This window comes from Aquimarina litoralis, from assembly GCF_019295435.1.
Classification (GTDB): domain Bacteria; phylum Bacteroidota; class Bacteroidia; order Flavobacteriales; family Flavobacteriaceae; genus Aquimarina; species Aquimarina litoralis_A.
In genome coordinates this window covers 74,278-99,659 of the sequence record NZ_WEKL01000014.1, presented here as the reverse complement: position 1 = coordinate 99,659, position 25,382 = coordinate 74,278, and the positions used below count along the sequence as shown (strand labels likewise).

At 31.3% G+C, this 25,382-nt stretch carries 23 protein-coding genes; 16 read left to right on the top strand and 7 right to left on the bottom strand.

Going from position 1 to position 25,382, the window contains the following annotated elements:
- Positions 1-22: 22 nt before the first annotated feature.
- From GBO31_RS09755 to GBO31_RS09700, 12 genes are all read left to right on the top strand, one after another.
- A complete protein-coding gene (locus GBO31_RS09755) occupies positions 23-559 on the top strand; it encodes a YceI family protein (protein WP_219008148.1) in 537 nt (178 codons plus the stop codon).
- A gap of 107 nt (positions 560-666) precedes the next feature.
- On the top strand, positions 667-1,566 hold the full coding sequence (locus GBO31_RS09750; RefSeq protein ID WP_219008147.1) for a nucleotidyltransferase domain-containing protein: 900 nt from the start codon (positions 667-669) through the stop codon (positions 1,564-1,566).
- A complete protein-coding gene (locus GBO31_RS09745; protein WP_219008146.1) occupies positions 1,559-3,022 on the top strand; it encodes a B12-binding domain-containing radical SAM protein in 1,464 nt (487 codons plus the stop codon). The genes GBO31_RS09750 and GBO31_RS09745 overlap by 8 nt, the downstream gene beginning before the upstream one ends.
- Positions 3,015-3,806 (top strand): class I SAM-dependent methyltransferase, encoded by a 792-nt coding sequence (locus GBO31_RS09740; RefSeq protein ID WP_219008145.1) that lies wholly within the window; start codon positions 3,015-3,017, stop codon positions 3,804-3,806. Before GBO31_RS09745 ends, GBO31_RS09740 begins: the two co-directional genes overlap by 8 nt.
- On the top strand, positions 3,803-5,179 hold the full coding sequence (locus GBO31_RS09735; RefSeq protein ID WP_219008144.1) for a B12-binding domain-containing radical SAM protein: 1,377 nt from the start codon (positions 3,803-3,805) through the stop codon (positions 5,177-5,179). Before GBO31_RS09740 ends, GBO31_RS09735 begins: the two co-directional genes overlap by 4 nt.
- A 6-nt stretch (positions 5,180-5,185) precedes the next feature.
- A complete protein-coding gene (locus tag GBO31_RS09730; protein ID WP_219008143.1) occupies positions 5,186-6,712 on the top strand; it encodes a hypothetical protein in 1,527 nt (508 codons plus the stop codon).
- Complete coding sequence (locus GBO31_RS09725; RefSeq protein WP_219008142.1) at positions 6,693-7,829, top strand: hypothetical protein; 1,137 nt, start codon at positions 6,693-6,695, stop codon at positions 7,827-7,829. The genes GBO31_RS09730 and GBO31_RS09725 overlap by 20 nt, the downstream gene beginning before the upstream one ends.
- Positions 7,830-7,880: 51 nt before the next feature.
- Positions 7,881-9,473: a glycosyltransferase family 87 protein gene (locus GBO31_RS09720; RefSeq protein ID WP_219008141.1), complete on the top strand. Its 1,593-nt coding sequence runs from the start codon at positions 7,881-7,883 to the stop codon at positions 9,471-9,473.
- Between the two features lie 89 nt (positions 9,474-9,562).
- The gene (locus GBO31_RS09715; protein ID WP_219008140.1) at positions 9,563-11,164 is read left to right on the top strand and encodes an ATP-binding cassette domain-containing protein; all 1,602 of its coding nucleotides are present in this window, start codon (positions 9,563-9,565) and stop codon (positions 11,162-11,164) included.
- Positions 11,154-12,047 (top strand): glycosyltransferase, encoded by an 894-nt coding sequence (locus tag GBO31_RS09710; protein ID WP_219008139.1) that lies wholly within the window; start codon positions 11,154-11,156, stop codon positions 12,045-12,047. Before GBO31_RS09715 ends, GBO31_RS09710 begins: the two co-directional genes overlap by 11 nt.
- Positions 12,048-12,109: 62 nt before the next feature.
- A complete protein-coding gene (locus GBO31_RS09705; protein ID WP_219008138.1) occupies positions 12,110-13,633 on the top strand; it encodes a B12-binding domain-containing radical SAM protein in 1,524 nt (507 codons plus the stop codon).
- On the top strand, positions 13,633-14,310 hold the full coding sequence (locus GBO31_RS09700) for a methyltransferase (RefSeq protein ID WP_343211299.1): 678 nt from the start codon (positions 13,633-13,635) through the stop codon (positions 14,308-14,310). Before GBO31_RS09705 ends, GBO31_RS09700 begins: the two co-directional genes overlap by 1 nt.
- Before the next feature lie 14 nt (positions 14,311-14,324).
- On the opposite strand, the gene GBO31_RS09695 is transcribed toward GBO31_RS09700, so the two are convergent.
- The 3 genes from GBO31_RS09695 to rpmH all read right to left on the bottom strand — a co-directional run bounded on the left by GBO31_RS09695 (position 14,325) and on the right by rpmH (position 18,068).
- Positions 14,325-14,840: a YybH family protein gene (locus GBO31_RS09695; RefSeq protein WP_219008137.1), complete on the bottom strand. Its 516-nt coding sequence runs from the start codon at positions 14,838-14,840 to the stop codon at positions 14,325-14,327.
- Positions 14,841-14,947: 107 nt separating this feature from the next.
- A complete protein-coding gene (gene carB, locus GBO31_RS09690) occupies positions 14,948-17,800 on the bottom strand; it encodes a carbamoyl-phosphate synthase large subunit (RefSeq protein ID WP_219008136.1) in 2,853 nt (950 codons plus the stop codon).
- 109 nt (positions 17,801-17,909) lie between these two features.
- Positions 17,910-18,068: a 50S ribosomal protein L34 gene (gene rpmH / locus GBO31_RS09685; RefSeq protein ID WP_081414554.1), complete on the bottom strand. Its 159-nt coding sequence runs from the start codon at positions 18,066-18,068 to the stop codon at positions 17,910-17,912.
- A 171-nt stretch (positions 18,069-18,239) separates the two neighbouring features.
- On the opposite strand from rpmH, the gene GBO31_RS09680 reads away from it, so the two are divergent.
- From GBO31_RS09680 to GBO31_RS09670, 3 genes are all read left to right on the top strand, one after another.
- Positions 18,240-18,755 (top strand): DUF2892 domain-containing protein, encoded by a 516-nt coding sequence (locus tag GBO31_RS09680; protein WP_219008135.1) that lies wholly within the window; start codon positions 18,240-18,242, stop codon positions 18,753-18,755.
- 149 nt (positions 18,756-18,904) lie between these two features.
- Positions 18,905-19,741 (top strand): TlpA family protein disulfide reductase, encoded by an 837-nt coding sequence (locus GBO31_RS09675; RefSeq protein ID WP_219008134.1) that lies wholly within the window; start codon positions 18,905-18,907, stop codon positions 19,739-19,741.
- Positions 19,742-19,968: 227 nt separating this feature from the next.
- On the top strand, positions 19,969-21,111 hold the full coding sequence (locus tag GBO31_RS09670; protein ID WP_219008133.1) for a glycerophosphodiester phosphodiesterase: 1,143 nt from the start codon (positions 19,969-19,971) through the stop codon (positions 21,109-21,111).
- Positions 21,112-21,230: 119 nt separating this feature from the next.
- Here GBO31_RS09670 and GBO31_RS09665 read toward each other — a convergent pair whose 3' ends face one another.
- From GBO31_RS09665 to GBO31_RS09655, 3 genes are all read right to left on the bottom strand, one after another.
- Positions 21,231-21,599, bottom strand: a complete 369-nt coding sequence (locus GBO31_RS09665; protein ID WP_219008132.1) for a sulfite exporter TauE/SafE family protein — start codon at positions 21,597-21,599, stop codon at positions 21,231-21,233.
- 69 nt (positions 21,600-21,668) lie between these two features.
- Positions 21,669-22,616 (bottom strand): lytic transglycosylase domain-containing protein, encoded by a 948-nt coding sequence (locus GBO31_RS09660; protein ID WP_219008131.1) that lies wholly within the window; start codon positions 22,614-22,616, stop codon positions 21,669-21,671.
- 72 nt (positions 22,617-22,688) lie between these two features.
- Positions 22,689-23,348, bottom strand: coding sequence for an alpha/beta hydrolase (locus GBO31_RS09655; protein WP_219008130.1), 660 nt, complete (start codon positions 23,346-23,348; stop codon positions 22,689-22,691).
- A 277-nt stretch (positions 23,349-23,625) separates the two neighbouring features.
- On the opposite strand from GBO31_RS09655, the gene GBO31_RS09650 reads away from it, so the two are divergent.
- Entirely contained in the window at positions 23,626-23,928 is a 303-nt protein-coding gene (locus tag GBO31_RS09650) for a GNAT family N-acetyltransferase (protein WP_219008129.1), read from the top strand.
- A gap of 73 nt (positions 23,929-24,001) precedes the next feature.
- On the opposite strand, the gene mtaB is transcribed toward GBO31_RS09650, so the two are convergent.
- Positions 24,002-25,318 carry a tRNA (N(6)-L-threonylcarbamoyladenosine(37)-C(2))-methylthiotransferase MtaB gene (mtaB, locus tag GBO31_RS09645; protein ID WP_429725728.1) on the bottom strand — a complete coding sequence of 439 codons (1,317 nt, stop codon included), beginning with the start codon at positions 25,316-25,318 and terminating at the stop codon, positions 24,002-24,004.
- Positions 25,319-25,382 lie beyond the last annotated feature (64 nt).

Below are 25,382 nucleotides of genomic sequence, written 5' to 3'. Positions count from 1 at the left end.
TCAATTACTAAAATTTATACGTATGAAAAAGATATTATTTCTTTTACTTTTTTTAATTTCCGGTATTGTTTTTTCTCAAGGGAAATACATAACTAAAAAAGGTACTATCAGTTTCGAAGCTTCCGTTCCCTCTTTTGAAGAAGTAAAAGCAAAAAATTCCACAGTAACTGCAATTTTAAATACTGATAATGGTGAAATTGCTGCATTAGCCTTGATAAAAGGTTTTAGATTCAAAAATGCCCTGATGGAAGAGCATTTTAATGAAAATTACATTGAATCTGATGACTACCCCAAAGCAACTTTTAAAGGTGTCTTAGTAAACTTTGATAAAGATAATATTCAAAAAGAATATACTATAAAAGGCACACTTTCATTACATGGAAAATCAAAAGAAATCCAAACAAAAGGTGAACTAACCCAAGAAGGTAATACTATTTCTATTTCGTCAACATTTATTACAAAACCTGAAGATTTCGACATCAAAATCCCAAGCATTGTTAGTAAAAAAATTGCAGATGATATCTCGGTATCACTGAATTTCATTTTAACAAAGAAATAGTTAATATTTTCTTATTTATTTACAAAACAAAAACTCTCCCCTATATTTATCTTTTTATTTTAACACAAAATCTTTACATTTAAAAAAGGCTAATTCTAATATTCCTAATGAACTCACTTAAAACGCTGTTATACTTTTCTATTTTCAAGTATCCCCTTTCAGCAAAGGAAGTTTACCGTTTTTCGGCGGCAACGGATCAAAATGAAATAAATAATGAGTTAGCTTATTTAGAGCAAAAAGGGGTTGTTTCTACCGATAATAACTTTTACTTTTTGGAAGACAATCTATCTTCGGTTTCAAGAAGAATTGAAGGAAATAAGATGGCCAATTCAGTAATGGACAAGGCAATTCGCAAAGGAGTTTTTATTTCTAAATTCCCTTATGTAAAAGCAGTTGGAATTTCAGGTGCCTTATCCAAAAATTATCATCATAAAGATGGAGATGTTGATTATTTTGTAATTACCGAATCAGGAAGACTTTGGGTCGCCAGAACTTTATTAATGCTTTACAAAAAGGTATTTTTACTGAATTCTAGAAAGTTTTTCTGTATCAATTATTTCGTATCGGATGATTCTTTAGAAATATCCGAAAAAAATATTTTTACAGCTACTGAGCTTTTGACTCTAATTCCGATTACTGGTAATTTTACTGATTTCTATAATCAAAATCAATGGGCTTCTAATTTTCTTCCTAATTTGGAAGTTAACAAAACATCAATGGCATCATTAAAGAAAAAGCCTATAATTTCCAGGTTTATAGAATCTATATTGCAAACAAAAATTGGAAGCTTTTTAGAGTCTTTATTCCTAAAACTTACTTTAAGAAAATGGAATAGTAAATTTCAAACTTTGAGCAAAGAAGATTTTCAAGTAGCTATGAAATCTACTAATGGAGTGTCGAAACATCATCCACAAAACTTTCAAAAACAAGTAATTGATAAACTGAATAAAAAATATCAGGAATTTAGATTAAAACATAATATAGAATTAGAAAAAGAACATGCTTGATATTTTATTTTCACATTCTTATTATTATCCATTAGATCAAAAACAATGGAATAACCAAACTCCTTATCCTCCATTAGGAACCATCTATGCTGCTTCTTTAATGAGAGAAAATGGTTTTTCTGTAGATCTTTTTGACACCAATTTAAGAGATAACCMTTATGAAATAGAAAAGGAAATTATTGCTAAAAAACCAAAATTTCTAGTATTATACGATGATGGTTTTAACTATTTGACCAAAATGTGCTTAACCACAATGCGTGAGGCTGCTTTTGAAATGATGAGAATAGGAAAAGCTCACAACTGCATCATTATTGTTAATAGTTCTGATGCTACCGATCATTACCTAAAATATTTATATAATGGTGCAGATTATATTATTCAAGGAGAAGGTGAAATTACTTTATTAGAACTTATTAAGACGCTAAAAGAAGGAGAGCCCGTTGAAAAAATTAAGGGGCTGGTTTTTTCGAAAGACGAAGAAACGATCACTAATCCGAAAAGAGAAGTGCTTAAAAATTTAGACGATCTCCCCTTGCCTGCCTGGGATTTAGTGGATATTGATTCGTACAAAAACATTTGGACAAATAGTGGTAAAGAATTTACATTAAATCTTGCTACTACCAGAGGATGCCCTTTTAAATGTAATTGGTGTGCAAAACCAATTTATGGTAATAGATATAACAATCATTCTCCAGAATACGTAGTTAAACACATACAGTTATTACAAGAAAAATACCAGGTGTATCGTTTCTGGATGTGTGATGATATTTTTGGACTTACTCCTGGATGGGTGCAAAATTTTAATAAAGAACTTAAGGAAACTAATACTAAACTCAGTTATTACATTCAAAGTAGAGTAGATTTATTACTAAAGGAAGATACCATAGAAGCATTATCAGAATCAGGTTTAGAAGAGGTTTGGGTAGGCGCAGAAAGTGGATCTCAGTCGATTCTAGATGCTATGGACAAAGGCACCAAAGTTGAAGAAATATATACAGCGACAACGCTATTGAAAGAAAAAAATATCCGAGTAGCATTTTTTATACAGTTTGGATATCTAGGAGAAACTAAAAAAGACATTTCTGAAACTATAAAGATGATAAAAGAGCTTATTCCTGATGATTTAGGGATTTCTGTTTCCTACCCACTTCCGGGAACTAAATTTTATGAGAAGGTTAAGGATGATCTAAGGTTTAAAGCTAATTGGACAGATTCTGATGATTTAGCTATGATGTTTAAAGGAACCTATAATTCTAAGTATTATAAAAAGCTACATCGTTATGTACATAAAGAATATAGAAAAAGTCAAGGATTACAATTTTTAAAAAAGATCATGAAAAGTCCCGGCAATATCTCTTCGACTGCGATTAAAAGAGTGGCTTACCTTTTATATTATTTCCCAAGTGCTTTTATGGATGCACAAGTTTTAAAAAGAATGGAGCATTTAAATGAATGAAAGTTTTGACATATCCGCAGCTTCCTACGACGATGTTTTTACAAACAGTCATATTGGCAAATTCCAAAGAAAGCGAGTGCATGATTTTTTGACTTCAGTATTTCCAAAAAATCAAAGTTTAGAAATATTAGAAATTAATTGTGGAACTGGTCATGATGCTATTTGGCTTTCCAATCAGGGACATCGCATCATAGCAACAGACATATCTGAAAAAATGATAGCTGTAGCAAACTCTAAACATATAACTCATGATAATAAGCCTGAATTTAGGCAATTAGACATCAACAGATTGAAGGAAACTAATTTCAGTAATTCTTTTGATCTTATCTTTTCGGATTTTGGTGGTTTAAACTGTCTTTCTCCAACAGAATTGGAAAACTTTTTTGAAGCTGCAGCAAAAAAATTGAAACCAAACGGTAAAATCATTGGTGTTCTTATGCCGAAGCATTGCCTTATGGAAAACCTCTATTTTATACTAAGAGGTGATTTTAATAAAGCATTTAGGAGAAATACAAAAGAGCCAATTCTCGCAAATGTCGAAAACACTTTGGTAAAAACTTGGTATTATAATCCTAAGGATGTAAAGAAAAACTCATATAGTTATTTTAGAGCCGACAAAACAAAACCTATAGGTTTTTTAATTCCTCCATCATATCTCGAAAACTTTTTTAAGAATAAATTAAGTATACTAAAAGTTTTAAATCGTTTAGATGCTTTCTTAAAAAATAGTGCTTTTCTATCTAGTTACAGTGATCATTATATAATCTCATTATCCAAAAAATGAGCATAGTACTGACCCATGCATATTATCTAAGTACAGATCCTAAAGAACATAGGATTATGAAACCTTATCCTCCTTTAGGTCAATTATATATTTCCTCTTATTTAAAGGAACGTGATGTTGAAAATTATGTGTTCGACACCACTTTTAGTTCCAAAGAAGATCAATTAGATTTCATTGCTGACAAAAAACCTGATATCGTAGCTATCTATGCAAATCTTATGACTAAAGTAGAAGTCATAGAGTTGATTAAAACACTTAGTACAGATGCAATCTATGGGTTTCCAAAACTAGTTTTAGGTGGCCCTGACGTAACCTATAATACCAAAAATTATTTAAAATCAGGTGCGCAATACATTGTGATTGGTGAAGGTGAAGAAACACTGCACGAATTATATGTAGCTATAAAAAACAAAACTGATATTAATAAAGTATCAGGAATTGCATATTTGGATAATGACCAAGTAATTAAAACTGCTGCTAGAGTCAAAATGAAAGATTTATCCATGCTTCCTTTACCAAATAGAGAAGCTATCGATATGCAGCAATATTTAAACACCTGGAAAAACAATCATGGACAAAGTTCGATGACTGTAAGTACGCAACGTGGTTGTCCATATACCTGTAAATGGTGTAGTACAGCTGTCTATGGACAAAGTTACAGAAGAAGACCTGCAAACTTAGTTGCCCAAGAACTTCTTATGCTAAAACAAGAATATAATCCAGACACCATATGGTTTGTAGATGATGTATTTACTGTAAGTCATAAATGGTTATCAGAATTTCATAAGGAAGTAATTAAACAAGATGCTATCATACCGTTTGAATGTATTACCAGAGCCGAAAGGCTTAATGATAAAGTATTACAGCAACTTAAAGAAGCAGGCTGTTATCGTATTTGGATTGGTGCTGAAAGTGGTTCTCAAAAAATTGTGGATGCTATGGATCGCCGTGTAAAAGTGGAAACTGTTAGAGAAGCCATTCAAAAAACCAATAAACTAGGCATAGAAACAGGTACTTTCATTATGGTAGGATATCCTGGAGAAGACGAAAAAGATATTGCGGAGACAATTCATCATCTCAAAGTTGCCAACCCTACTCATTTTACTATCACAGTAGCCTACCCTATTAAAGGAACATCGCTTTATAATGAAATAGAAAATGATATTACAGTTCAACCTGATTGGAATACCTCAACAGATAGAGATATAGACTTTAAACGAACCTATCATCGTAAATTTTATGACTATGCTGTAAGAAGGATTGTGAATGAGGTAAATTACTTCAAAAAGAGTAATGGATTTATCGAAAAATATAAATTAAAACTTAAATCTATAGCAGCTTTGGTTCTAATGAAATATTATAAGTTTAGATAATAGATCATGAGCAGCTTTTTTATTTTATTTTCAGAAAAATATGCTCCTTACTTTTTAGCATTCGTTTTTTTTGTTCTAAGCTTTATTGGTATAACACATCATGAACTTTGGTTGGATGAATCGCATCATTGGTTATTGGCTAGAGATAGTATTTCCATTACTGACCTTATAACAAATACTAAATATGAAGGGCATCCAATTCTATGGAATATTGCACTCTTTTATATTACCAGATTTTCCGCAAATCCATTTTGGATGCAGTTTCTACATATTATCCTTTCTACTATTGTTGTATTTGTTTTCCTTAAAAAGGCTCCTTTTTCTCAAGTTTTTAAAATCCTATTTATTTTCGGGTATTTTATATTTTTTGAGTACAATATTATCAGTAGAAATTACGGATTCGGAGTTTTATTAATATTCTGCGCTTTAGGAATATTCCAATCCAGATATGAAAAATTCATCCTTTTTGCTACTCTTCTTGCTTTTGCAAATCATGCACATGCAATTTTCATTATACTAACATGTTCACTGCTTGGTATCATTTTTCTTGAAATGATACAGCAAAAACAAACATTTTTAAAAAGAAAATTCCTAATTGGAATTTCTATTTTCACAGGTATTACATTGCTATCGATAATTCAAATCATTCCTCCTTCTGATACCATATTTTTTGAAAGAGTGAATGAATTTTCCATAGTTGAAAAACTCTCAAAAAGCGGTATTACATTTTTCAAAGGAATATTCTTAGTTCCTGATTTTAGAATACTTCATTTCTGGAACACCCATTTTATGGTAAATCTAAGCAAACCATTAGCAATGGTTTTAGGAGTGATAAGTATTAGTATCCCATGTTTTCTATTTTTCAAAAACAAATTAGTTTTAGTGTATGTATATCTAGGGATTTTAGGATCCATTATATTTTTCTTTGTCACTCAACTATCAGCACCTAGATATTTTGGAATACATTTTTTATTCATTATTACAGGATTATGGATTGATAATTATTACCCACTGAATGCGAACATTCTAAATACTAAATTTCCTTTATCGCTTCTTAAAAAAATTAAACAAAACCTTGTATACGGTATACTCATCATTCAAATGATTGCTGGAATTACCGCATTTAGCTTTGATATTTTCTTACCTTTTTCCAACTCAAAACAAACAGTTGCATACCTCAATGCATCAAATCTCACACATAAAACGATCGTTGTTCAAGGATGTGGAGGAACTCCATTGAGTAGTTACTTAGAAAAATCCATTTTTTTCTTAGACTCTAACAGTTATCAAAGTTATTGCGTATGGAATCGGAAAGTGCCTTTGGAGCAAAACCCTAAAGCTGCCTTAAATGATTCTTTAGAGAGAATGCTTAAGAGTGTAGATCAAAGTGTTATTTTTATATCAACTCACTTCTTAAATATTGAAGAGTATCAAACTATTACAAATTCTTTAGAATATAAATTCCTAAACAGTTTTGATAGTAGTATTGTCCAACAAGAAAGTTATTATATCTATGAAATATCAAAAATATAAATATATTATTCCGGTAATTTTAATTACAATCATAGTATTGATCTTTTCTTTTGACACTTCTAAGAAAAAGAATACAATTAATTTAAAGTGGAATAAATCATATCCTGAAGATACGTTTACTAAAAATGTAATAGCTTTAAAATGGTGTCTATCTTTCCTTGGTTCAGATCTGGTTGCAGACACATCAACCGTAGGAATGTCTATTAGTAACGAACCTATGATTACACTGAATATTAATCAACTAAAATTCAATAAAAATGCTACTAAATACCTCCAGAAACTCAATTCTAAATTAAAAAAAACCGAAGAATACAAAAAAAACAATGCTATTGATCTTGGACGATATATTGCGCTTACTATTGGAAGTTCGTATCACTATTACAAGATTGTAGATATCCCTGATAAACTCCAAGAGTATTATGCGCTGTATTCCTTTGACACCATCAATGGATATATCGACGATTCTAGTGTATCGCTTATAGATAGAATTATTTCTATATCCAAAAACAACACCGAAAAAAGACAAGCATATATATCCACAGAAGTAGATTCGATAACAAAAAAAATATATGAATATGAGACTTTAGAAATCATGAATAATGGACAACTAAAGTTTGGGATATATGATCATAATGGAAATATTAAAGATGTTGCTGATCGTTCAGTTACAAATGCAGGGAAACCAGCAAAATGTATTTGGTGTCATGAAACAGGTGTACAACCTTTATTGAGTAAACAAAATGATCATAAAGGATATTTGACGTATCTCGCCTTGCAGGATTCATTAGATGATAATAATAAACTATTGCGATCGTATCAAGATAAACATTGGAAAGACAAAGAGATTACAAATAAAAGATTACATACGGAAATGGAAATATCGTATATCTCATTTATGGAACCTTCTGCAGAACATCTCTCTAATGAATGGGGTATATCTATTGAAGAGGTAAAAACTAAATTAAAACATTTAAGTACGCATAAACATCATGAATTTGGATTTATAGGGGACTTATATCACCGAAAAGATGTAGATGTACTAGCACCTTGGAAATCTATGGAAGTGCCCGAAAGTATTCGTGAAAAATCAACTAATGAGGTGAATTATCTAAACTAGTATGCTAAATTCAAAAAGCATCTTGGCAGTTCCTAAAATTATGTGTATTGAATGATACGTACCGTAGAAAAACAACCAAAGTGGATTTTATATATACTACCGCTACTTGTAGTAGGTATTATATTCCTAATTAAATCGTTCTCATTCCTACCCCACGATTTCGCCAATTATTATTATGGTGCCTATTTTTTAGAAAATGGAAGTTTCCCTAAGATTATTTATGATCCTACCTGGTTTAATCAACGAATCTTTGAAATTCAAGAAAAGGTTTTTGCTAGTTATGCTCCGAATACTCCATTTCTAGCGTTATTCTTTGTTCCTTTTACATTAGTAAGTTTTTCTACTGCAAAAATTATTTTTAATGCAATAAGCCTGATTCTTTTTCTATATGCATTAAAGAATTTATTTACTACATATAAAATTTCAAATATTCATTATGTAACCGTTCTTTTTGCGCTCTTAATTCCTATCAAAAATAACATCTTATTTGGTCAAGTATACTTACTTCTTTTCTTTTTAATTTCTGAAGGTTACTTAGCTTATAAACAAGAGAAAAAAATAAAAATGGGTATCCTATGGTCAATAGCGATACTACTAAAGGTCTTTCCTGTAATTCTCTTTGGATTCTTACTTTTTCAGAAGAAGTTTAAAAGCTTTTTTATGCTTTCTCTTTGTACTGGAGTTTTATTAATTATATCCATTTACATTAATGGCTTCAGTTCTTGGCTTTATTTTGTGGAAAATATATTACCAAAAGCAAATAGAGGTGAAATATCAGGAGAGTTCTTTAAAGGATATCAATCTTTCTTAATGTTGTTCAAGCATTTATTCATCTATAATGATATTAAGAATCAAAATGCTATCATTCACAGTCCAAATCTGTACTATGTATTCCTAATGGTATCCAAATTAGTAATTATTGGATATGGTTTTTTGATTACTTGGCATCAAAAATCAAGACTTCTAAAGTTTTCATATTGGATACTCGCATCTTATTTGCTTTCTCCATATGGAAGTAGTTATAGTAATATTTTACTTATTATCCCTTTGGTTCAATTACTTAAAGAAGAACCTCAAAACTATATAAGTATATTGGGAGTGTTTACAATATTCCTTATTTGTAATTTCCCATTCCACTATACGTACAGTTTTCCTCTTCCATTTTCGTTTTTAAAACTATTCCTATATTTATTGTTATGGTGGTTTCTTTTCTATAGAAAAGTAAATGTAACAAAATGGCATGTTGGTGTTTTATCTCTTAGTCTATGTATTTCTATACTATTCTTATTACCAAAAACAGAGAAAGATATAAATCCAGCAACCAATTTTCTTTTCAAAAATGATCAACATCAAGCACTTATTTATGATTATGATATAGAGAAAGGTGTTTTATCTTATAAATTTTGGACTTTAGAAGGAAGCCAAACAAAGAAGGCCAATATTGATATAGAAAATGTTGACTATGATGTGAATTTGCATAATAACCAGATCTATTATAATGATATTAAAATAACAGATAACCCTTCTAAAAAACGTAAGCCTGCAATCATTAATAAAGATACTTTGATTTACCTTTCGGATACGCAAAGAGGTTATGGTTTTTATACCTTGAGAAAGATTATCTTGAAAACAAATACATATTGATACGTTTTGTGAACATATTAAATCGAATACAGGAAGTCATTCCGAATAAGTACAGAAAGACTTCGAGGTTATTTTTATTGCTTTCATTTTTGCAATTACTTCTTGATGGGTTTTCTATCTTTTTACTAATTCCTGTGGTAATATCTATTTTGGATCAAGCAAATTCCTTTGATTTCTTAACGATAACCATAGAAGCAAGTAATAAATATATTTTAATCTGTGTTGTTCTATTGTTTTTTGTACTCAAGAATTATTTAGGGATTAAAATCAACAAATATCAAGCTAAAAAAGCATATGAATTAGGTTCTGAATATTCTTCATTATTATCTAAATACTATCTCTTAGAGAATTATATTTCATTCAAACAAGAAAAAAAATCTGCTATAGTAAAGGATATTATTTTCGTACCTAATGATTTTGTGAGTAACGTATTATTATCAATAAACACAATCATTTCAGAATTTTTCCTATTGTTACTATTATGTTTTATAGGAGTTTTCTTCAACTATATGACTACGCTACTCATCATCATGATTATGGTGGTTATTTTCCTTGTACATAAGAGATATAATAAGTCTGATTTAGAAAAAATAAACAAAACCCGAGTTAATGATTACAATAAGAATATTAGCAATCTTAATAACTTGCTAAACGGTTACCTATCTATAAAATCATCTAATATGTCTGCTCATTTTCTAGATGTTTTTTATAATTCGAACAAAACCCTGAACGAAAGCTATGCTGTGCTACATGCTAAAAGAATTAATAGTTCTAAGCAGACAGAAATTATTTTGATTTTAGTGCTGTGTGCAATCTTTGTGGTAACAAATGTTTTGATAACCAACAAAACGAACTCTACAGTTTTTCTATCAGTTTTTGCCGCATTATTATTTAAAGCTATTCCTTCAGTAAATAAACTAAACATTGCGTTTACTAATTTCAAGGCACATCTTTATACATTAGATATTATTGAAAAGAAAACCAATATTCCTCAAAACCAAACAGCATCTGATGCTACAATCTCATTTAATAATCAGATTTTATTAAAGGATATTTCTTTTTATTATGATGAGGAGAAAAAGATTCTAAATAATGTGAATTTAAAATTCCCGAAAGGAAAGTTTATTGCGATCTCCGGAGAATCAGGAATTGGAAAAACTACATTATTAAATATCATTTCAAAACTTATCAAACCTACTTCGGGAACTATCTATATTGATGATATTAAAATTACTGATGAAAACAAGTATGAATATTTTAATCTTTTTACCTATCTAACGCAAAAACCTTTTATCTATGAAGGAACCATTTTAGAAAACATTGTTCTAAATAACACGACATACAACAAAGAAGAGCTCCATAAATTAATTTCTGACTTAAGACTTGATAAAATAATAGATCAATTTCCTGATGGATTAGATACATATATTGGGTCGGATGCTGGCAACTTATCTGCTGGGCAACTACAACTCATTTGTATTGCAAGAGCAATTATGAATAATCCAAAAATCTTAATTCTAGATGAAGCAACAAACAATTTAGACAAAGAAGCAGAGATTAGGACACTCAATTTTTTAAAGACTTACATCACAAAAAATAACACGACCATTATTACCGTATCCCATCATATAAAGGAAACTAAAGATGTATATGACACTATAGTTGAATTAAAAGGCCACAATGAAATTTAGTATCATTACCATCACATATAATAGAGCTCAAATAATTGGAGAAACCATAGAAAGTGTAAGGAATCAATCCTACAAAAATTATGAGCATATCGTTATTGATGATGGTTCTAATGATAATACTAAAGAGGTTATTGAGAACTATAAGGATCCAAAAATTATATATCACAAAATCAAAAAGGTTGGAAAGTTGAGTGTTTTAAGAAATACAGGACTTAAGAAAGCGACAGGAGATCTTATTACCTTTTTAGATTCTGACGATATATTATATCCTAATAAACTTGAACATACACTAAAGGTATTTCTAGAACATAAACATATAGAAATCATCGTACATAATCTAGCTTTGTTTAATGAACATGGAATCTATAAAGATAAAGTCTATCAATACAACAAAGACTTTCAAAAGAACATTTTGATTGATCTGTTATACAACAAATTTCAACCATATTCTTCATATACATTTACCCAAAATGTTCTAAAAAACATTGGTGTATTAGATGAGAGTTTAAGTGATGGACAACATGATTTTTTTGCAAGAATCGTCAGTGATTATGAAGCCTATTTTATTCATAATAGCCTTATAAAACTAAGAAAGCATATAGGCAATATGTCTTTAAAGGAAAGCGAAGAGCCTTTTATTGAATATTTAAAAACACTGCAACATTTGTATGAAAGTAAAAAAATATCCAGAGGTCATTATCTAAATAGAAAAAGTTATATTTATAGTGAAATGGCTAGAATAAATGCAGGTAATGATCAGTTCAAGACATTTCTAAAAAAATCAAATGCTCATATCAAATTAAATATTGAAGGAATTAAAATAATTCTAAAGAATGTTAAACTTTATGTTTTGAGAAAATCTTATATCAACTTTTACTTATAGATTATGTTGAGTAGGAAATTGAGATAACAACTATTTCTTTGATCAAAAAGTATCCTCAAATTATGACTAACAATAAAATAATCATATTCAATCCGAGAAGTGCTAACGCCAAACATCGAATCCCTAATTCGATTTTACAAGTGGGTGCCTCTATTTATGGAAAATATGATTTCGTTTTTATAGATGGAAATTTAGAAAGGGATCCTTGGAAAAGGATACAAAGTTATTTTGCTACCGGAGAATTTAAATATTTCTGTTCTACCGTTATGCCAGGACCTCAGCTCAAAGAAGCAATTCCTTTTACCAAAAGGATAAAAGAGCAATTTCCTGACTGTATCACTATTTGGGGTGGATACTTTGCTTCTAATCAGTATAAAGTTTGCATCGAAGCAGATTATGTAGATTATATTGTTAGTGGTCCCGGAGATGTTGCTTTCCCTTCATTATTAGATGCTTTGGAGCGAAAGGAGTATTCTAAAATAAACGATATCAAAAATCTTATTTTTCTTGATTCAGAAGGAACCATAGTACAAACACAAAAAGAAAAATTATTAGATCAGGATACCTTACCACCGCTACCCTATCAGCATCTAAATACCTTTTATGATTTAAAACATTATCTGAGTAAAACCTTTTTAGGAAAAAAGACTTTTTCTTATCACTCTAGTTTGGGATGCCCATTCACTTGTTCATTTTGCGCTGTCGTTCCTATTTATGATGGACGCTGGAAGGCAAAATCAGCACAAACAGTATATGAAGATGTAAAGTATTTTAAAAACACTTATGGAATTGATGCCATAGAATTTCATGATAACAACTTCTTTACTTCAAGAAAGAGAGTTATTGAGTTTTCGAAATTAATAATGAATGATGGAATCACATGGTGGGGAGAAGGAAGAATCGATACGATCAATAAATATAGTGATGAAGATCTAATCACAATGAAAAAAGCGGGATGTAAAATGATCTTTCTTGGTGCTGAAACTGGAAATGATGATATTCTAAAACAAATGAATAAAGGAGGTACTCAAACAGGTCAAACGATTAAAGATTTTGCTAAAAGGCTGGCTCCCATTGGTATTATTCCCGAATTTTCTTTTGTATTAGGCATGCCTGCTGATTCCCCTAAAAAAGTAATGGATCAGATTAATTGGGATATTCAATTTATCAGAGAAATCAAAGAAATCAATCCCAATGCTGAAATTATTATTTATCTCTACAGTCCAGTTGCTACCGAAGGATCTGAACTATATGAACAAATCCAGGAAGCTGGATTTAGTTTTCCTAAAAAACTAGAAGATTGGCTAGATCCTTCATGGGAAAAATTTGATCTAAGAAAAAATCCTTTAACTCCTTGGCTTACTCCTGAAATGGTGGATAAGATTAAAGATTTTGAAACTGTTCTAAATGGATATTACCCTACAGCTTCAGATTTTAGAATCAAAGGCGTAAAGAAAAAAATATTACAAACTTTAGCACGTATTAGATATCAAAATCAAATTTATAAATATCCGTACGAAATAAAGGCACTACACAAGATTTGGAAATATCGTCAACCAGAAATACAAGGATTCTACTCTGAATAGTGAGACTTTTTTTAAAGAAAATAACACATCCATTTTTAAAACTAGGTTTAAAATTATTTTATTTCAAACCAAGAAAATACAGTTATAGTGGAATTAAAGTACTTGTCCATCCAGAGGTATTTCCTCCTCATCTTACATTAAGTACCAAAATTTTACTTGATTTTATTGAATCAATATATATAAAAAACAAAACCTTTCTCGAACTTGGGTGCGGATCTGGTATCATTTCGTTATATGCATCTAAAAAACAAGCTATTGTAACGGCTACGGATATCAATAAAATTGCATTGCAATATTTAGAAAAAGCATCACAAAAGAACAATCTAGATCTAGAAATAATACAATCAGATTTGTTTGATAATTTACAAAATAGAACGTTTGATTATATCGTTATCAACCCTCCATATTATCCTAATAAACCAAAAAACATAAAAGAACAAGCTTGGTTTTGTGGAGAGAATTTCGAGTATTTCGAAAAATTATTTAAGCAAATTCCGAATCATATTACTGAAGACACTAAAGTATATATGATTCTTTCTAACGATTGTGATATCGAGCGTATAAAGAGTATAGCCTCGAAATTTGATCTTAACTTAACGATCTCCTTTGAAAAAAAGATCTTAGGGGAAATAAATTACATTTTCAGCATTTATTCCCAAATACCTCGACCTACGTAATAGTTTCAAAAAACTTATTCTAAAAACGTTATTGGTTCTTTTTTACTAAATTCCTCTTCAGATATTGTATGTCCATTTATTGTAGTAGTATCCCAGTCTTGCGTAATTTTCCAGACTCCTTCAATCTTTTGTAATACAATATGGAATTGACCGTATATGTGTTGTGTTTTTCCATTAGTAGTGAGTCCAATTTTATAAAACCCAACTTCGTATGATGTATCTTCATTAGTATGCCTAGAATCGAACCAAAAGTCTAATTTGATTTGAGTTTTACTTTCTTTAGATGCTTTAAAATTCTCAATATTTTTACGCTTAAACTCATCCTTCGTATCAATACCATTTGGTGTTACTCGTATGACATTAGTAGCATAAATTGCGTTTAGAGCATCGGCATCTCTTTCTTCATATGCTTTATGAAAAGGAGCCCAAACAGTTTTATCGATATGTTGTTGTATTACTTCAACATTGGTTTGCGCAGTAATACTCATACCTGAGAATATGAATCCAAAAAGAAAAAGTATACGAATCATAAAATAGCTAATTAGTTATCTAAAGGTATACTAATATTCTAAAATAAGTATATCACAACAAAAAAATCCCGTTAAAAAACGGGATTTTGATTATATATAGCATAAAATTATTTACTAAGATACATCTTACGTCTTGAATATAAATCATAGAACTGGTCATCCTTAAGATCATCTATAAATAGAATACTCTCTCCAGTACTCTTCATTTCTGGCCCCAGTTTCTTATTTACATTTGGAAATTTATTAAATGAAAATACTGGTTGTTTGATTGCATATCCGTCTAAATGAGGTTTGAAATCAAAATCTGTAACTTTCTTTTCTCCCAGCATTACCTTAGTTGCATAATTCACGTAAGGCTCTCCGTATGCTTTTGCAATAAAAGGAACGGTTCTAGACGCTCTTGGGTTCGCTTCGATGATATAAACCGTATCATCTTTTATAGCAAACTGAATATTGATCAAACCAACTGTATTTAATGCTAAAGCAATTTTATGTGTATGATCCTTGATTTGCTGCATCACGAACTCTCCAAGATTAAATGGTGGTAATGTTGCATTGGAATCTCCTGAGTGGATACCACAAGGTTCTATATGCTCCATAATTCCGATGATGTATACATTTTCTCCATCGCAAATTGCATCTGCTTCAGCTTCTATGGCTCCATCTAAATAGTGATCTAATAATAGTTTATTATTAGGAATCTTACGAAGTAAATCAACTACATGCTCTTCTAACTCCTGTTTGTTGATCACAATTTTCATCCCTTGACCACCTAATACATAAGATGGACGCACCAATATTGGGAAATCTAAACGATCTGCTACTGCTAACGCTTCATCAGCCGTTTCAGCAGTATCAAATTCTGGATAAGGAATATTATTTTCTTTTAATAAAGTTGAAAAACTTCCTCTATCTTCGGCTAAATCCAGGGATTTATAACTAGTTCCGATGATATTGATTCCATATCGATCTAATTTTTCGGCTAACTTCAATGCCGTTTGTCCACCAAGCTGAACGATTACACCTTCTGGTTTTTCGTGTCTTATGATGTCATAAATATGTTCCCAAAAAACAGGTTCGAAATATAATTTATCAGCTGTATCGAAGTCTGTAGAAACAGTTTCCGGATTACAGTTAATCATAATAGTTTCATATCCACATTCTGCTGATGCTAAAACTCCATGAACACAACAGTAATCAAATTCAATTCCCTGACCAATACGGTTAGGACCAGAACCTAATACTACAATTTTCTTTCTATCAGTAACTACACTTTCGTTAGCTACGATCACCTCTCCTTCTGGAGTTTGCGTTTCCGCTTCGAATGTAGAATAGAAATAAGGTGTTTGCGCTTTAAACTCTGCAGCACAAGTATCCACCAATTTATAAACTCTATTAATTCCTAGTTCATCTCTTTTATTATATACTTCACTTTCGTAACAACCAACCATATGTGCGATTTGTCTATCCGCAAATCCTTTTTGTTTTGCTTCTAGAATCAAATCCTTTGTTAACGACTGAATAGTATAGGTAGAAATCTCTTTTTCTAATAGATGTAATTCTTCATATTGTTTTAAGAACCACATATCAATTTTAGTAATCTCGTGGATCCTACTTAATGGAATTCCCATTTGGATAGCATCATAGATCACAAAAACACGATCCCAACTTGCATAGGTAAGTTTCTCAATGATCTGATCGTAATTCTTATATCCTTTTCCATCGGCACCAAGACCATTTCTTTTGATTTCTAAAGATTGTGTAGCCTTATGTAAAGCCTCCTGGAAAGAACGACCAATTCCCATCACCTCTCCCACGGCTTTCATCTGTAGACCTAGTGTACGATCAGAACCTTCGAATTTATCAAAGTTCCAACGAGGAATTTTCACAATTACATAATCTAATGTCGGCTCAAATAACGCAGAAGTTGATTTTGTAATTTGGTTATCTAACTCATCTAATGTATACCCAATAGCTAATTTTGCAGCAATTTTTGCGATCGGATATCCCGTTGCTTTAGATGCTAAGGCAGAAGAACGAGATACACGAGGATTGATCTCAATAGCAATAATATCTTCATTCTCATCTGGACTTACTGCAAATTGCACATTACATCCTCCAGCAAACTCCCCAATACTACGCATCATATGGATTGCCATATCACGCATTTTTTGGTATGTTTTATCACTAAGTGTCATTGCTGGTGCTACAGTTATAGAATCTCCAGTATGAATACCCATTGGATCCATATTTTCAATAGCACAAATAATAACTACATTATCATTGGCATCTCTTAACAGCTCTAATTCATATTCTTTCCAACCGATCAATGCTTTATCAATCATTACCTCATGAATCGGAGATGTCTCTAATCCACGAGTTAACAATTCATCAAAATCTTCTTCTTTATATACAAAAGATGCTCCTGCTCCTCCTAAGGTATATGAGGCTCTAATTACTAATGGGAATCCAAATTCTTGAGCAATTTCTTTACCTTTTAGATAAGATCCTGCAGTTGCTTGAGGTGCCATTCCAACACCAATCTTCAACATTAATTCTCTAAATTTTTCGCGGTCTTCGGTAATATTTATTGCATCGATATCAACACCAATAATCTCTACATCAAAATCTTCCCAAATTCCTTTTTCATCAGCTTCAATACATAAGTTCAAAGCAGTTTGTCCACCCATTGTTGGTAAAACCGCATCAATATTAGGGTGTTTTTTAAGAATTTCGATAATAGACTTCGTATTCAAAGGTCTCAAATATACGTGATCTGCCATCGAAGGATCTGTCATTATCGTAGCTGGATTAGAATTTATCAATATAGTCTCTATTCCGTCTTCTCTTAATGAACGTAAGGCTTGCGATCCTGAGTAGTCAAACTCACAAGCTTGTCCAATAATAATTGGACCTGATCCGATGATTAATATACTTTTTAGTTTTTGATCTTTTGGCATTTTGGTGTTGGTATTGAAAATTTAAAAATAATTTTTGGAATCTATTAGATATAAAAAAAGGCGTTACTCCTAAAAGTAACACCTTTATATTTTCACTGCACAATAATCATTAGTGCTTGTGTCTTAATTCAGAAGAAACAGATAGCTTTTTTCTACCCTTAGCTCTTCTTCGAGCAAGGACCTTTCTACCATTAGCAGAAGCCATACGCTCTCTAAAACCGTGTTTGTTTTTTCTCTTTCTCTTCGATGGTTGAAACGTTCTTTTCATTGCTATCTCTCTTTATATATCTTCTTGAAATATCTTTTTATATATCTAGTGGGCATCTCATCCCAAAACTGCGGGCAAATATACGAAGAGTTTTTACTTTCGCAAACCTAAATATCAAAATTTTTTAATTGTTTTTATTACCTTTGCCGCGATTAAAAAATAACTCATTTCATGTATAACAAAAATATTAAACTATTAATAGCTGCATTAATTGTTGGAACTGCCGTTTGGCAAATGATAGAAGGATATATTGGTAATGGGATTATGCTGATTTTACTAGCTGCATTTTTTGTATTCCTATATTTTAAAAACGAATTTATTCTATTAGCTTTCCTTAGATTACGTAAACAAGATTTTCCGGGAGCTAAAAAATGGTTAGATAAAATTAAAAATCCTGAAAGTGCTCTTACTACAAAACAACAAGGGTATTATAACTACCTTTTAGGTATTATGCTATCACAAACCAATATCACACAAGCGGAAAAATATTTAAAAAAAGCTATCAAACTCGGTTTATCAATGAACCAAGATCTTGCAGTTGCTAAACTAAACTTAGCTGGAATTGCAATGACTAAGAGAAGAAAACGGGAAGCTCAGAACTTACTTACCGAAGCTAAAAAATTGGATAAGCACGGTATGCTGAAAGAGCAAATCACGATGATGAAGCAACAAATGAAAAAAATTTAGGCACACTAATTGTACCTATAATTACGTTATCTATTAGTTTTAGGGGTGAAATAAATAGCGTACTAAAATCAAAGAAATAACGTTTTGAAGTATTAAAACTGTTATTTCTAAAGACTTTATAGTACTTTAGCTATCGTAATAAGGTTGTAATGAAGAAAATAATAATTCTAGGAATACTCTTTTTATCTATTGGAAATACTTTTGGACAAGTAGGGCAAGTAGAAAGAAAAGTTCCTTTTTCCATCGCTGTTGCGGCGCATATCAAGAAATATAATCTTAAAAGTAATGAGGCATACAAAGATCAAGATCTAGAGTATGCAAAATTTTTATTTGATTCCTTGGTTCAAAATCATTTAGTAGGAACCTATATGGATGATTTTAAAATGAGTCCTTTAAAAGGAGAACCTATTTCATTTAAAGAAATTGAAAAACCTATTTTCCTTATTACATATGCTACTTGGTGCGTGCCAGGAATTGGTGAAATCCCAGCGCTAAATGACTTAGCCGATAAATTTCATGATCAGATAGACTTTATTGTACTGTTTTGGGATACCAAAGAACGATTAAAAGAAAAAGTAGATGAGTACAGTGAAAATGTACAATTGCTATACGTGAATGAGCTTACGAATCAAAATTCCTACATTATCAATAACCTAAAACACTCATTAGGTTTTCCTATGATGTATTTTATGGATAGTGATAAGAAGCTTCTAGATATTCGAAAAATTGTAACTCATCACTCTAGTGAAACCTTAAGTAATTCTTATACCATACATTATAATTCTTTATCCAAAGGAGTTTCATTGTTAATTACAGATTTAGATGCTAAAGGAGAATTGGTTCCTGAAGCAGAAGTAGAAACAAAAAAATCGAAAAAACGTGGAGACAACAGAACTCAAGAAGAACGTGATATCGATGAAGAATACGAACGCTATCGTAGAGAAAAGGATTCTATAGAAAATCAAGGAAGAAGCGGAAATAAGTAATTCTTCCTTATATTTCTTTCTTTACTTACCAAAAATCATTTTCAGCGCTTCTCACAAAAGAAGTTTATTACTATCAGTTATACCCTATTGATATAACAAAATAATTACCTTATATCGATCTCTCAAAAATTTAACCTAGTTATTAGTAAGGTGATCGTAGTGTAACCTTAGTTTTACATTTAGCTAATTTAAGTTTCATTTCTTGCTCGAAATTTAAAATCGAAAAAATGAAAACTCTTAAACGTATTACACTATTATCATTGATTCTTACTACCGTTATTTCTTGTGACTTTGTAGATGATTCCAGCGGAGATCCAGGAACGGGTAATGATCAGCTGCCTTTAATAATTGCTCACAGAGGAGCACAATCCGTACTACCAGAACATACTCTAGAAGGGTATGCTAAAGCTGCTGAATTGGATGCAGATTTTATCGAACCTGATTTAGTACTTACTAAAGATGGTCACTTAATTGCTCGTCATGAACCTTTTCTTTCAGGTACTACTAATGTTTCTGAACTTCCAGAGTTTGCTAACCTAAAAACTACTAAAAATCTAGATGGTAAAATGGTTACGGATTGGTTTGCATCAGATTTTACTTTAGCGCAAATTAAAACATTAAAAGCAAAGCAGCCTTTTAGCGGAAGACCTACTGATTTTGATAATCTATTTGACATTCCTACTTTCGAAGAAGTTATCATACTGGCAAAAAAAGAATCCATTAAAAGAGGGAGAACAGTAGGTATCTATCCTGAAATTAAACATCCATACTTTCACAATGAAATTTTTGGGACACATTTTATGGAAAATGAATTATTGAAAGTACTATCTAAATATCATATAAATCGAAAAAGTGCTCCAGTATTTGTTCAGTGTTTTGAGGTAGAGCCTTTACAATATATCAATAACAAATCTTCAGTAAAACTAGTTCAGTTAATTTCCACTTATAACATCAATACTGATGGATCTTTAGATTATAATGTGCCAGCTGGTGATTTTATATCGTATGGCTCTCCTTTCGATTTTTATGTTAATGGTGATCAACGAACTTATGAATTTTTTACTACCAGAGAAGGAATGGAGTTCACTGCAAGTTATGCAGATGGAATTGGTCCATGGAAGCCTTTCATTATTTCTTATAGAACAGAAGATTCTGGAGAGCTTACTTTATTACCACCAACAGATTTTGTAACCTTAGCACATGAAAATAATCTTTTGGTACATCCATATACTTTTAGAAATGAAAATACACAATGGAGTGCTGGTAATCCAGAAGCAGAATATCATTTGTTCTTTGATGCAGGAGTAGATGGTCTATTTACCGATTATACAGATGAAGCGGTAAACGCATTAGCAACTTGGCAAGATTAATACAATCTTGTTAAAGTACTCTCTATTATAAGATATCAAGCCTCTTTTTACTTACAAAAAGGGGCTTTAGTACTTTATAACTTGAAAATTTAGTAGTGCATGGAAGACATATCTTTTTATCACTTACCAAAAATCATTTTCAGTGCTACTATTAAAAGGACTCCACCAAATATCTTTTTAAGTGTAGATTGATTTACAGAAATTGCTAGCTTACTACCTAAATAACCTCCTATAATAAAAGTAATAGCGATAATCGCAGCGAATTTCCAATTCACATGACCTTCTTTATAATAATTAAAGGCAGCTAATAAGGTAACCGGAACTGATAACACGGCAAGACTAGTACCTTGCGCTTGATGTTGCGTAAAACCAACCCATAAGATCAGTAAAGGGATCATCACTACGCTTCCTCCGATTCCCATAGTACCACTAAGAAAACCAGCTAATAAGCCGATAACCACCAAAGAAATAATAGTCATTGTATCCATACCACAATTTTACAACAAATGTGGTAATCGTACCAATAAAAATGTAATTATTGAACCAAAAAAATGGAGCTACTGCCCCATTCCTGTTTTATAATATCCTTCTCTTGGTATTTTAATCAAGTACTCTTTGCCTGTACTATTATTAAGATGTGTTTCTCTTAACCAAGGATTATGAAGTTTCAGAATTTTATAATTGATATTATATTTTGCCGCAAATTCATTAAAATCTGTAATAGGCTCATCCACCAAAACATTAAAGGTAGGAATATACTCGTATAAGTCTTTTTGATTAAAGTTGAATCCATACTTCTTAGGATTACTTAGGATTTCTTTTACTGCAGCAATTCTAAACACATATCTTCCTGTTTCTTGTCCTAATAAAAGATCATAATAGGTAGTAGCTTTTTGTCTCGTTAATTGCTTATTGATTCCAGCAGGACCCGCATTATAGGCAGCAGCAGCTAGTGTCCAACTTCCAAAACGGTTTTTAGCATTCTTTAAATACTTACAAGCAACTCTCGTAGATTTTTCGATATGATATCGTTCATCGACATTGTTATTAACTTCTAATCCGTATTCTCTTCCTGTATTTTTAAGAATCTGCCAAAAACCAGTAGCTCTAGCAGGAGATACAGCTTGCGTTAAACTACTTTCAATAACCGCAAGATATTTGAAATCATCAGGAACACCTTCTTCTTTCAAAATTGGTTCTATAATTGGAAAGTATTTGTTGGCTCTTTTAAAAAGCAATAATCCATTAGATTGCCAATAGGTATTTACCAAAAGTTCTCTATCCATTCGTTCACGGATATCTGGATTTTCTACAGGAACTAATTCTCCAGCAAAATTTATATTTTCTGGCATTGGCACTGCATAGACATTATAGTCATTAATCAACTTTTCTTCTAAAAGTTCTTGCGCAATTGGTTTTTGAGGTTCCTCTTGAGTAGCGTTTACTAAAATACTAAAGGTAAATAGCACGCCTAGGAAAACTAGCATTTTTCTTATCAACTTCATCTTTAAGTAGGTTTTATAGGGGAAATATATTCTAAGTTTCCAAAATAACGTAAATTATTGGAATATCGGCAATTAATTCTCAATTATTTCTGGTAAATGCTTGTTAAACCATCTTGCGCGGTTAATAATCATCACGTGAGTACCTTTTTCTACCGTTATACAACTATCAATGTAAGAAATTGGAAAAACAATATCCTTAGTTCCATGGATATGCACAATTCCTTCAATAGTTTCTTCCTGATCCCAACATACTATTTTTTCGATTGCCCAATCCAAATATGTTTTATCATTGACAGACAAGTATTTTTGATATAAGGCAGCTCGTTTTTTAGCAAAGTCACCAAAAGCTAATTTCTCCCAATTATCGATTTTAGACACCAAGGAGGTAGGCATCAACTTATACGCTTTGGTCTTACGAACAATATGCATTCTTTTAGGCAACTCATGCTTATTTTTAACACTGGAAATTATTATCAACTTTTTGACATTCAAATACTTACTCATTTCCTGAACCATAATCCCTCCAAAAGACACTCCAATAAGCACACACTGTTTATGTTCGATTTCTTCACACATTCGCCGTGCATAATCTTTTATAGATTCATCTTTACTTGGAATCTTCCAAGGGAGCATATGTTTCTTATATGATGCTTCCGGTAATTTTATAAACTCAAAAATGGAAACATCTGCAGCCATACCAGGAACAAAATAAACATGGGTAACTTCCTTCATACTAGGTATTTTAACAGTGGTTTATCAGTTTAAAGTTCTAATTTTCTTATCTTTGCAGCTCAAAACTATAGTAATACTTTATCAGAAAAAAGTAAACAGGGCATTAAATTATTGTAAAAGGGAAAATTTTAACTAACAAATCTTAGTTAGGCATATTGCAAAATAGTAAAATTTCATACAACTTTTACCCACCTGTATTTTTCGAAAAAGCATCATTATAACGTTTGAAAACCCTTTTAATTATTATTAAATAGTAAATTAAAAAAATATGGAGAACATGAGCGATGTCGAATTAGAGATAGTAGACAACGAATTCTTAAGACAATTTGAAACTACTATCGATGGTCAGAAATCAAAGATCGAGTATGCTCAACAAGAGAGAAAAATATTCCTAACGAAGCTTGTAATGAGCGAAGAACAAATAGAAAAGGGATATTCTGAAGATTTTATAGTAGCTGTTTTTAATATTATCGAAGAGCGTAATATTAGACTTGTTCCTACGAGCCCTATCATCGCTAAGTTTATGCGAAAGAATAGAAGAAAATACAAAGATTTACTTCCTGTTGGCATCAACATATAGTCACTGTCAGTAAATTAAAAAAAGTAAAGCCTGCATTGAGCAGGCTTTTTTATTTTTGATAAATCGTGATATATTACTTTTCTAACAGATCAAATCGTACCATTCCATCTTCATCGATATGCGTAAGTTTTATTGGATGTAGTGTATTTACAAACGATGGATCCCAAGGCATTTTCACTTTTACATAATTCTCTGTAAAACCATGAATGTATCCTTCTTTATTTTCAGATTCGAACAATACGGTTCTTTCTGTTCCTAGCTGACTTTCATAAAAAGCTCTTCTTTTCTTTACAGAAAGTCCTCTAAGCATTTTACTCCTCTTTTTTCGCACATCTTGAGGCACAACTCCATCTAAAGAAGCTGCAACTGTATTTTCCCTTTCAGAATACGTAAATACATGTAAGTAGGAAATATCTAATTCAGACAAAAAGTTATAGGTATCCAAAAAGTGATCATCTGTTTCTCCTGGAAAACCAACAATTACATCTACTCCAATACATGCATGTGGCATCACCTCTTTGATCTTTTTTACGCGGTCCACATACAAATCACTCAAATATCGACGACGCATCATTTTTAAGATCTCATCACTCCCAGACTGTAAAGGAATATGAAAGTGTGGTACAAATGTTCTTGATTTAGAAACAAATTCTATGGTCTCATTTTTCAATAAATTCGGTTCTATTGAAGAAATGCGCAATCGCTCAATTCCTTCCACTTCATCTAATGCTTGTACCAGTTCATAAAAAGTATGCTCGTGTTTTTTATTACCAAACTCTCCTTTTCCGTAATCACCTATATTAACTCCAGTAAGTACAATCTCCTTAATTCCCTGTTCGGAAATCTCCTTAGCATTCTTTAATACATTTTCTAAAGTATCACTTCTAGAAATTCCTCTAGCCAACGGAATGGTACAATAGGTACACTTATAATCACATCCATCTTGTACTTTCAAAAAAGCTCTTGTACGATCACCAATAGAATAACTTCCCACATAGAAATCAGCTTCTTCTATTTCGCAAGAATGAATTTCTCCAAACTCATTCTTAGACAAATCATTAATGTAATCTGTGATTTTAAATTTTTCTGTAGCACCTAATACCAAGTCCACACCATCCACAGCAACTAACTCTWCAGGTTTTAACTGGGCATAGCAACCCACAGCAGCAACAAAAGCATCAGGATTTGATTTTTGCGCTTGCTTTACGATGGTTTTAAATCTCTTATCAGCATTTTCTGTTACAGAACAGGTATTAATTACGTAAATATCTGCATTCTCCGAAAAGTCCACTCGATCAAAGCCTTCATCTGTAAAGTTTCTAGCAATAGTAGAGGTTTCCGAAAAATTCAGTTTACAACCTAAGGTATAAAAAGCAACTTTTTTTCTCATCAACATTCAAACAGTCATTTCCGCAAGGACAGAAATCTATTTATATTTACACTAGTTTTTAATT

Excerpts from the sequence above, each read along its gene's own strand:
- GBO31_RS09755 (WP_219008148.1), top strand. The coding sequence starts at position 23 with ATGAAAAAGATATTATTTCTTTTACTTTTTTTAATTTCCGGTATTGTT.
- GBO31_RS09750 (WP_219008147.1), top strand. The coding sequence starts at position 667 with ATGAACTCACTTAAAACGCTGTTATACTTTTCTATTTTCAAGTATCCC.
- GBO31_RS09740 (WP_219008145.1), top strand. The coding sequence starts at position 3,015 with ATGAATGAAAGTTTTGACATATCCGCAGCTTCCTACGACGATGTTTTT.
- GBO31_RS09735 (WP_219008144.1), top strand. The coding sequence starts at position 3,803 with ATGAGCATAGTACTGACCCATGCATATTATCTAAGTACAGATCCTAAA.
- GBO31_RS09730 (WP_219008143.1), top strand. The coding sequence starts at position 5,186 with ATGAGCAGCTTTTTTATTTTATTTTCAGAAAAATATGCTCCTTACTTT.
- GBO31_RS09725 (WP_219008142.1), top strand. The coding sequence starts at position 6,693 with ATGAAATATCAAAAATATAAATATATTATTCCGGTAATTTTAATTACA.
- GBO31_RS09720 (WP_219008141.1), top strand. The coding sequence starts at position 7,881 with ATGATACGTACCGTAGAAAAACAACCAAAGTGGATTTTATATATACTA.
- GBO31_RS09710 (WP_219008139.1), top strand. The coding sequence starts at position 11,154 with ATGAAATTTAGTATCATTACCATCACATATAATAGAGCTCAAATAATT.
- GBO31_RS09705 (WP_219008138.1), top strand. The coding sequence starts at position 12,110 with ATGACTAACAATAAAATAATCATATTCAATCCGAGAAGTGCTAACGCC.
- GBO31_RS09695 (WP_219008137.1), bottom strand. The coding sequence starts at position 14,840 with ATGATTCGTATACTTTTTCTTTTTGGATTCATATTCTCAGGTATGAGT.
- carB (WP_219008136.1), bottom strand. The coding sequence starts at position 17,800 with ATGCCAAAAGATCAAAAACTAAAAAGTATATTAATCATCGGATCAGGT.
- rpmH (WP_081414554.1), bottom strand. The coding sequence starts at position 18,068 with ATGAAAAGAACGTTTCAACCATCGAAGAGAAAGAGAAAAAACAAACAC.
- GBO31_RS09680 (WP_219008135.1), top strand. The coding sequence starts at position 18,240 with ATGTATAACAAAAATATTAAACTATTAATAGCTGCATTAATTGTTGGA.
- GBO31_RS09675 (WP_219008134.1), top strand. The coding sequence starts at position 18,905 with ATGAAGAAAATAATAATTCTAGGAATACTCTTTTTATCTATTGGAAAT.
- GBO31_RS09670 (WP_219008133.1), top strand. The coding sequence starts at position 19,969 with ATGAAAACTCTTAAACGTATTACACTATTATCATTGATTCTTACTACC.
- GBO31_RS09665 (WP_219008132.1), bottom strand. The coding sequence starts at position 21,599 with ATGGATACAATGACTATTATTTCTTTGGTGGTTATCGGCTTATTAGCT.
- GBO31_RS09660 (WP_219008131.1), bottom strand. The coding sequence starts at position 22,616 with ATGAAGTTGATAAGAAAAATGCTAGTTTTCCTAGGCGTGCTATTTACC.
- GBO31_RS09655 (WP_219008130.1), bottom strand. The coding sequence starts at position 23,348 with ATGAAGGAAGTTACCCATGTTTATTTTGTTCCTGGTATGGCTGCAGAT.
- GBO31_RS09650 (WP_219008129.1), top strand. The coding sequence starts at position 23,626 with ATGAGCGATGTCGAATTAGAGATAGTAGACAACGAATTCTTAAGACAA.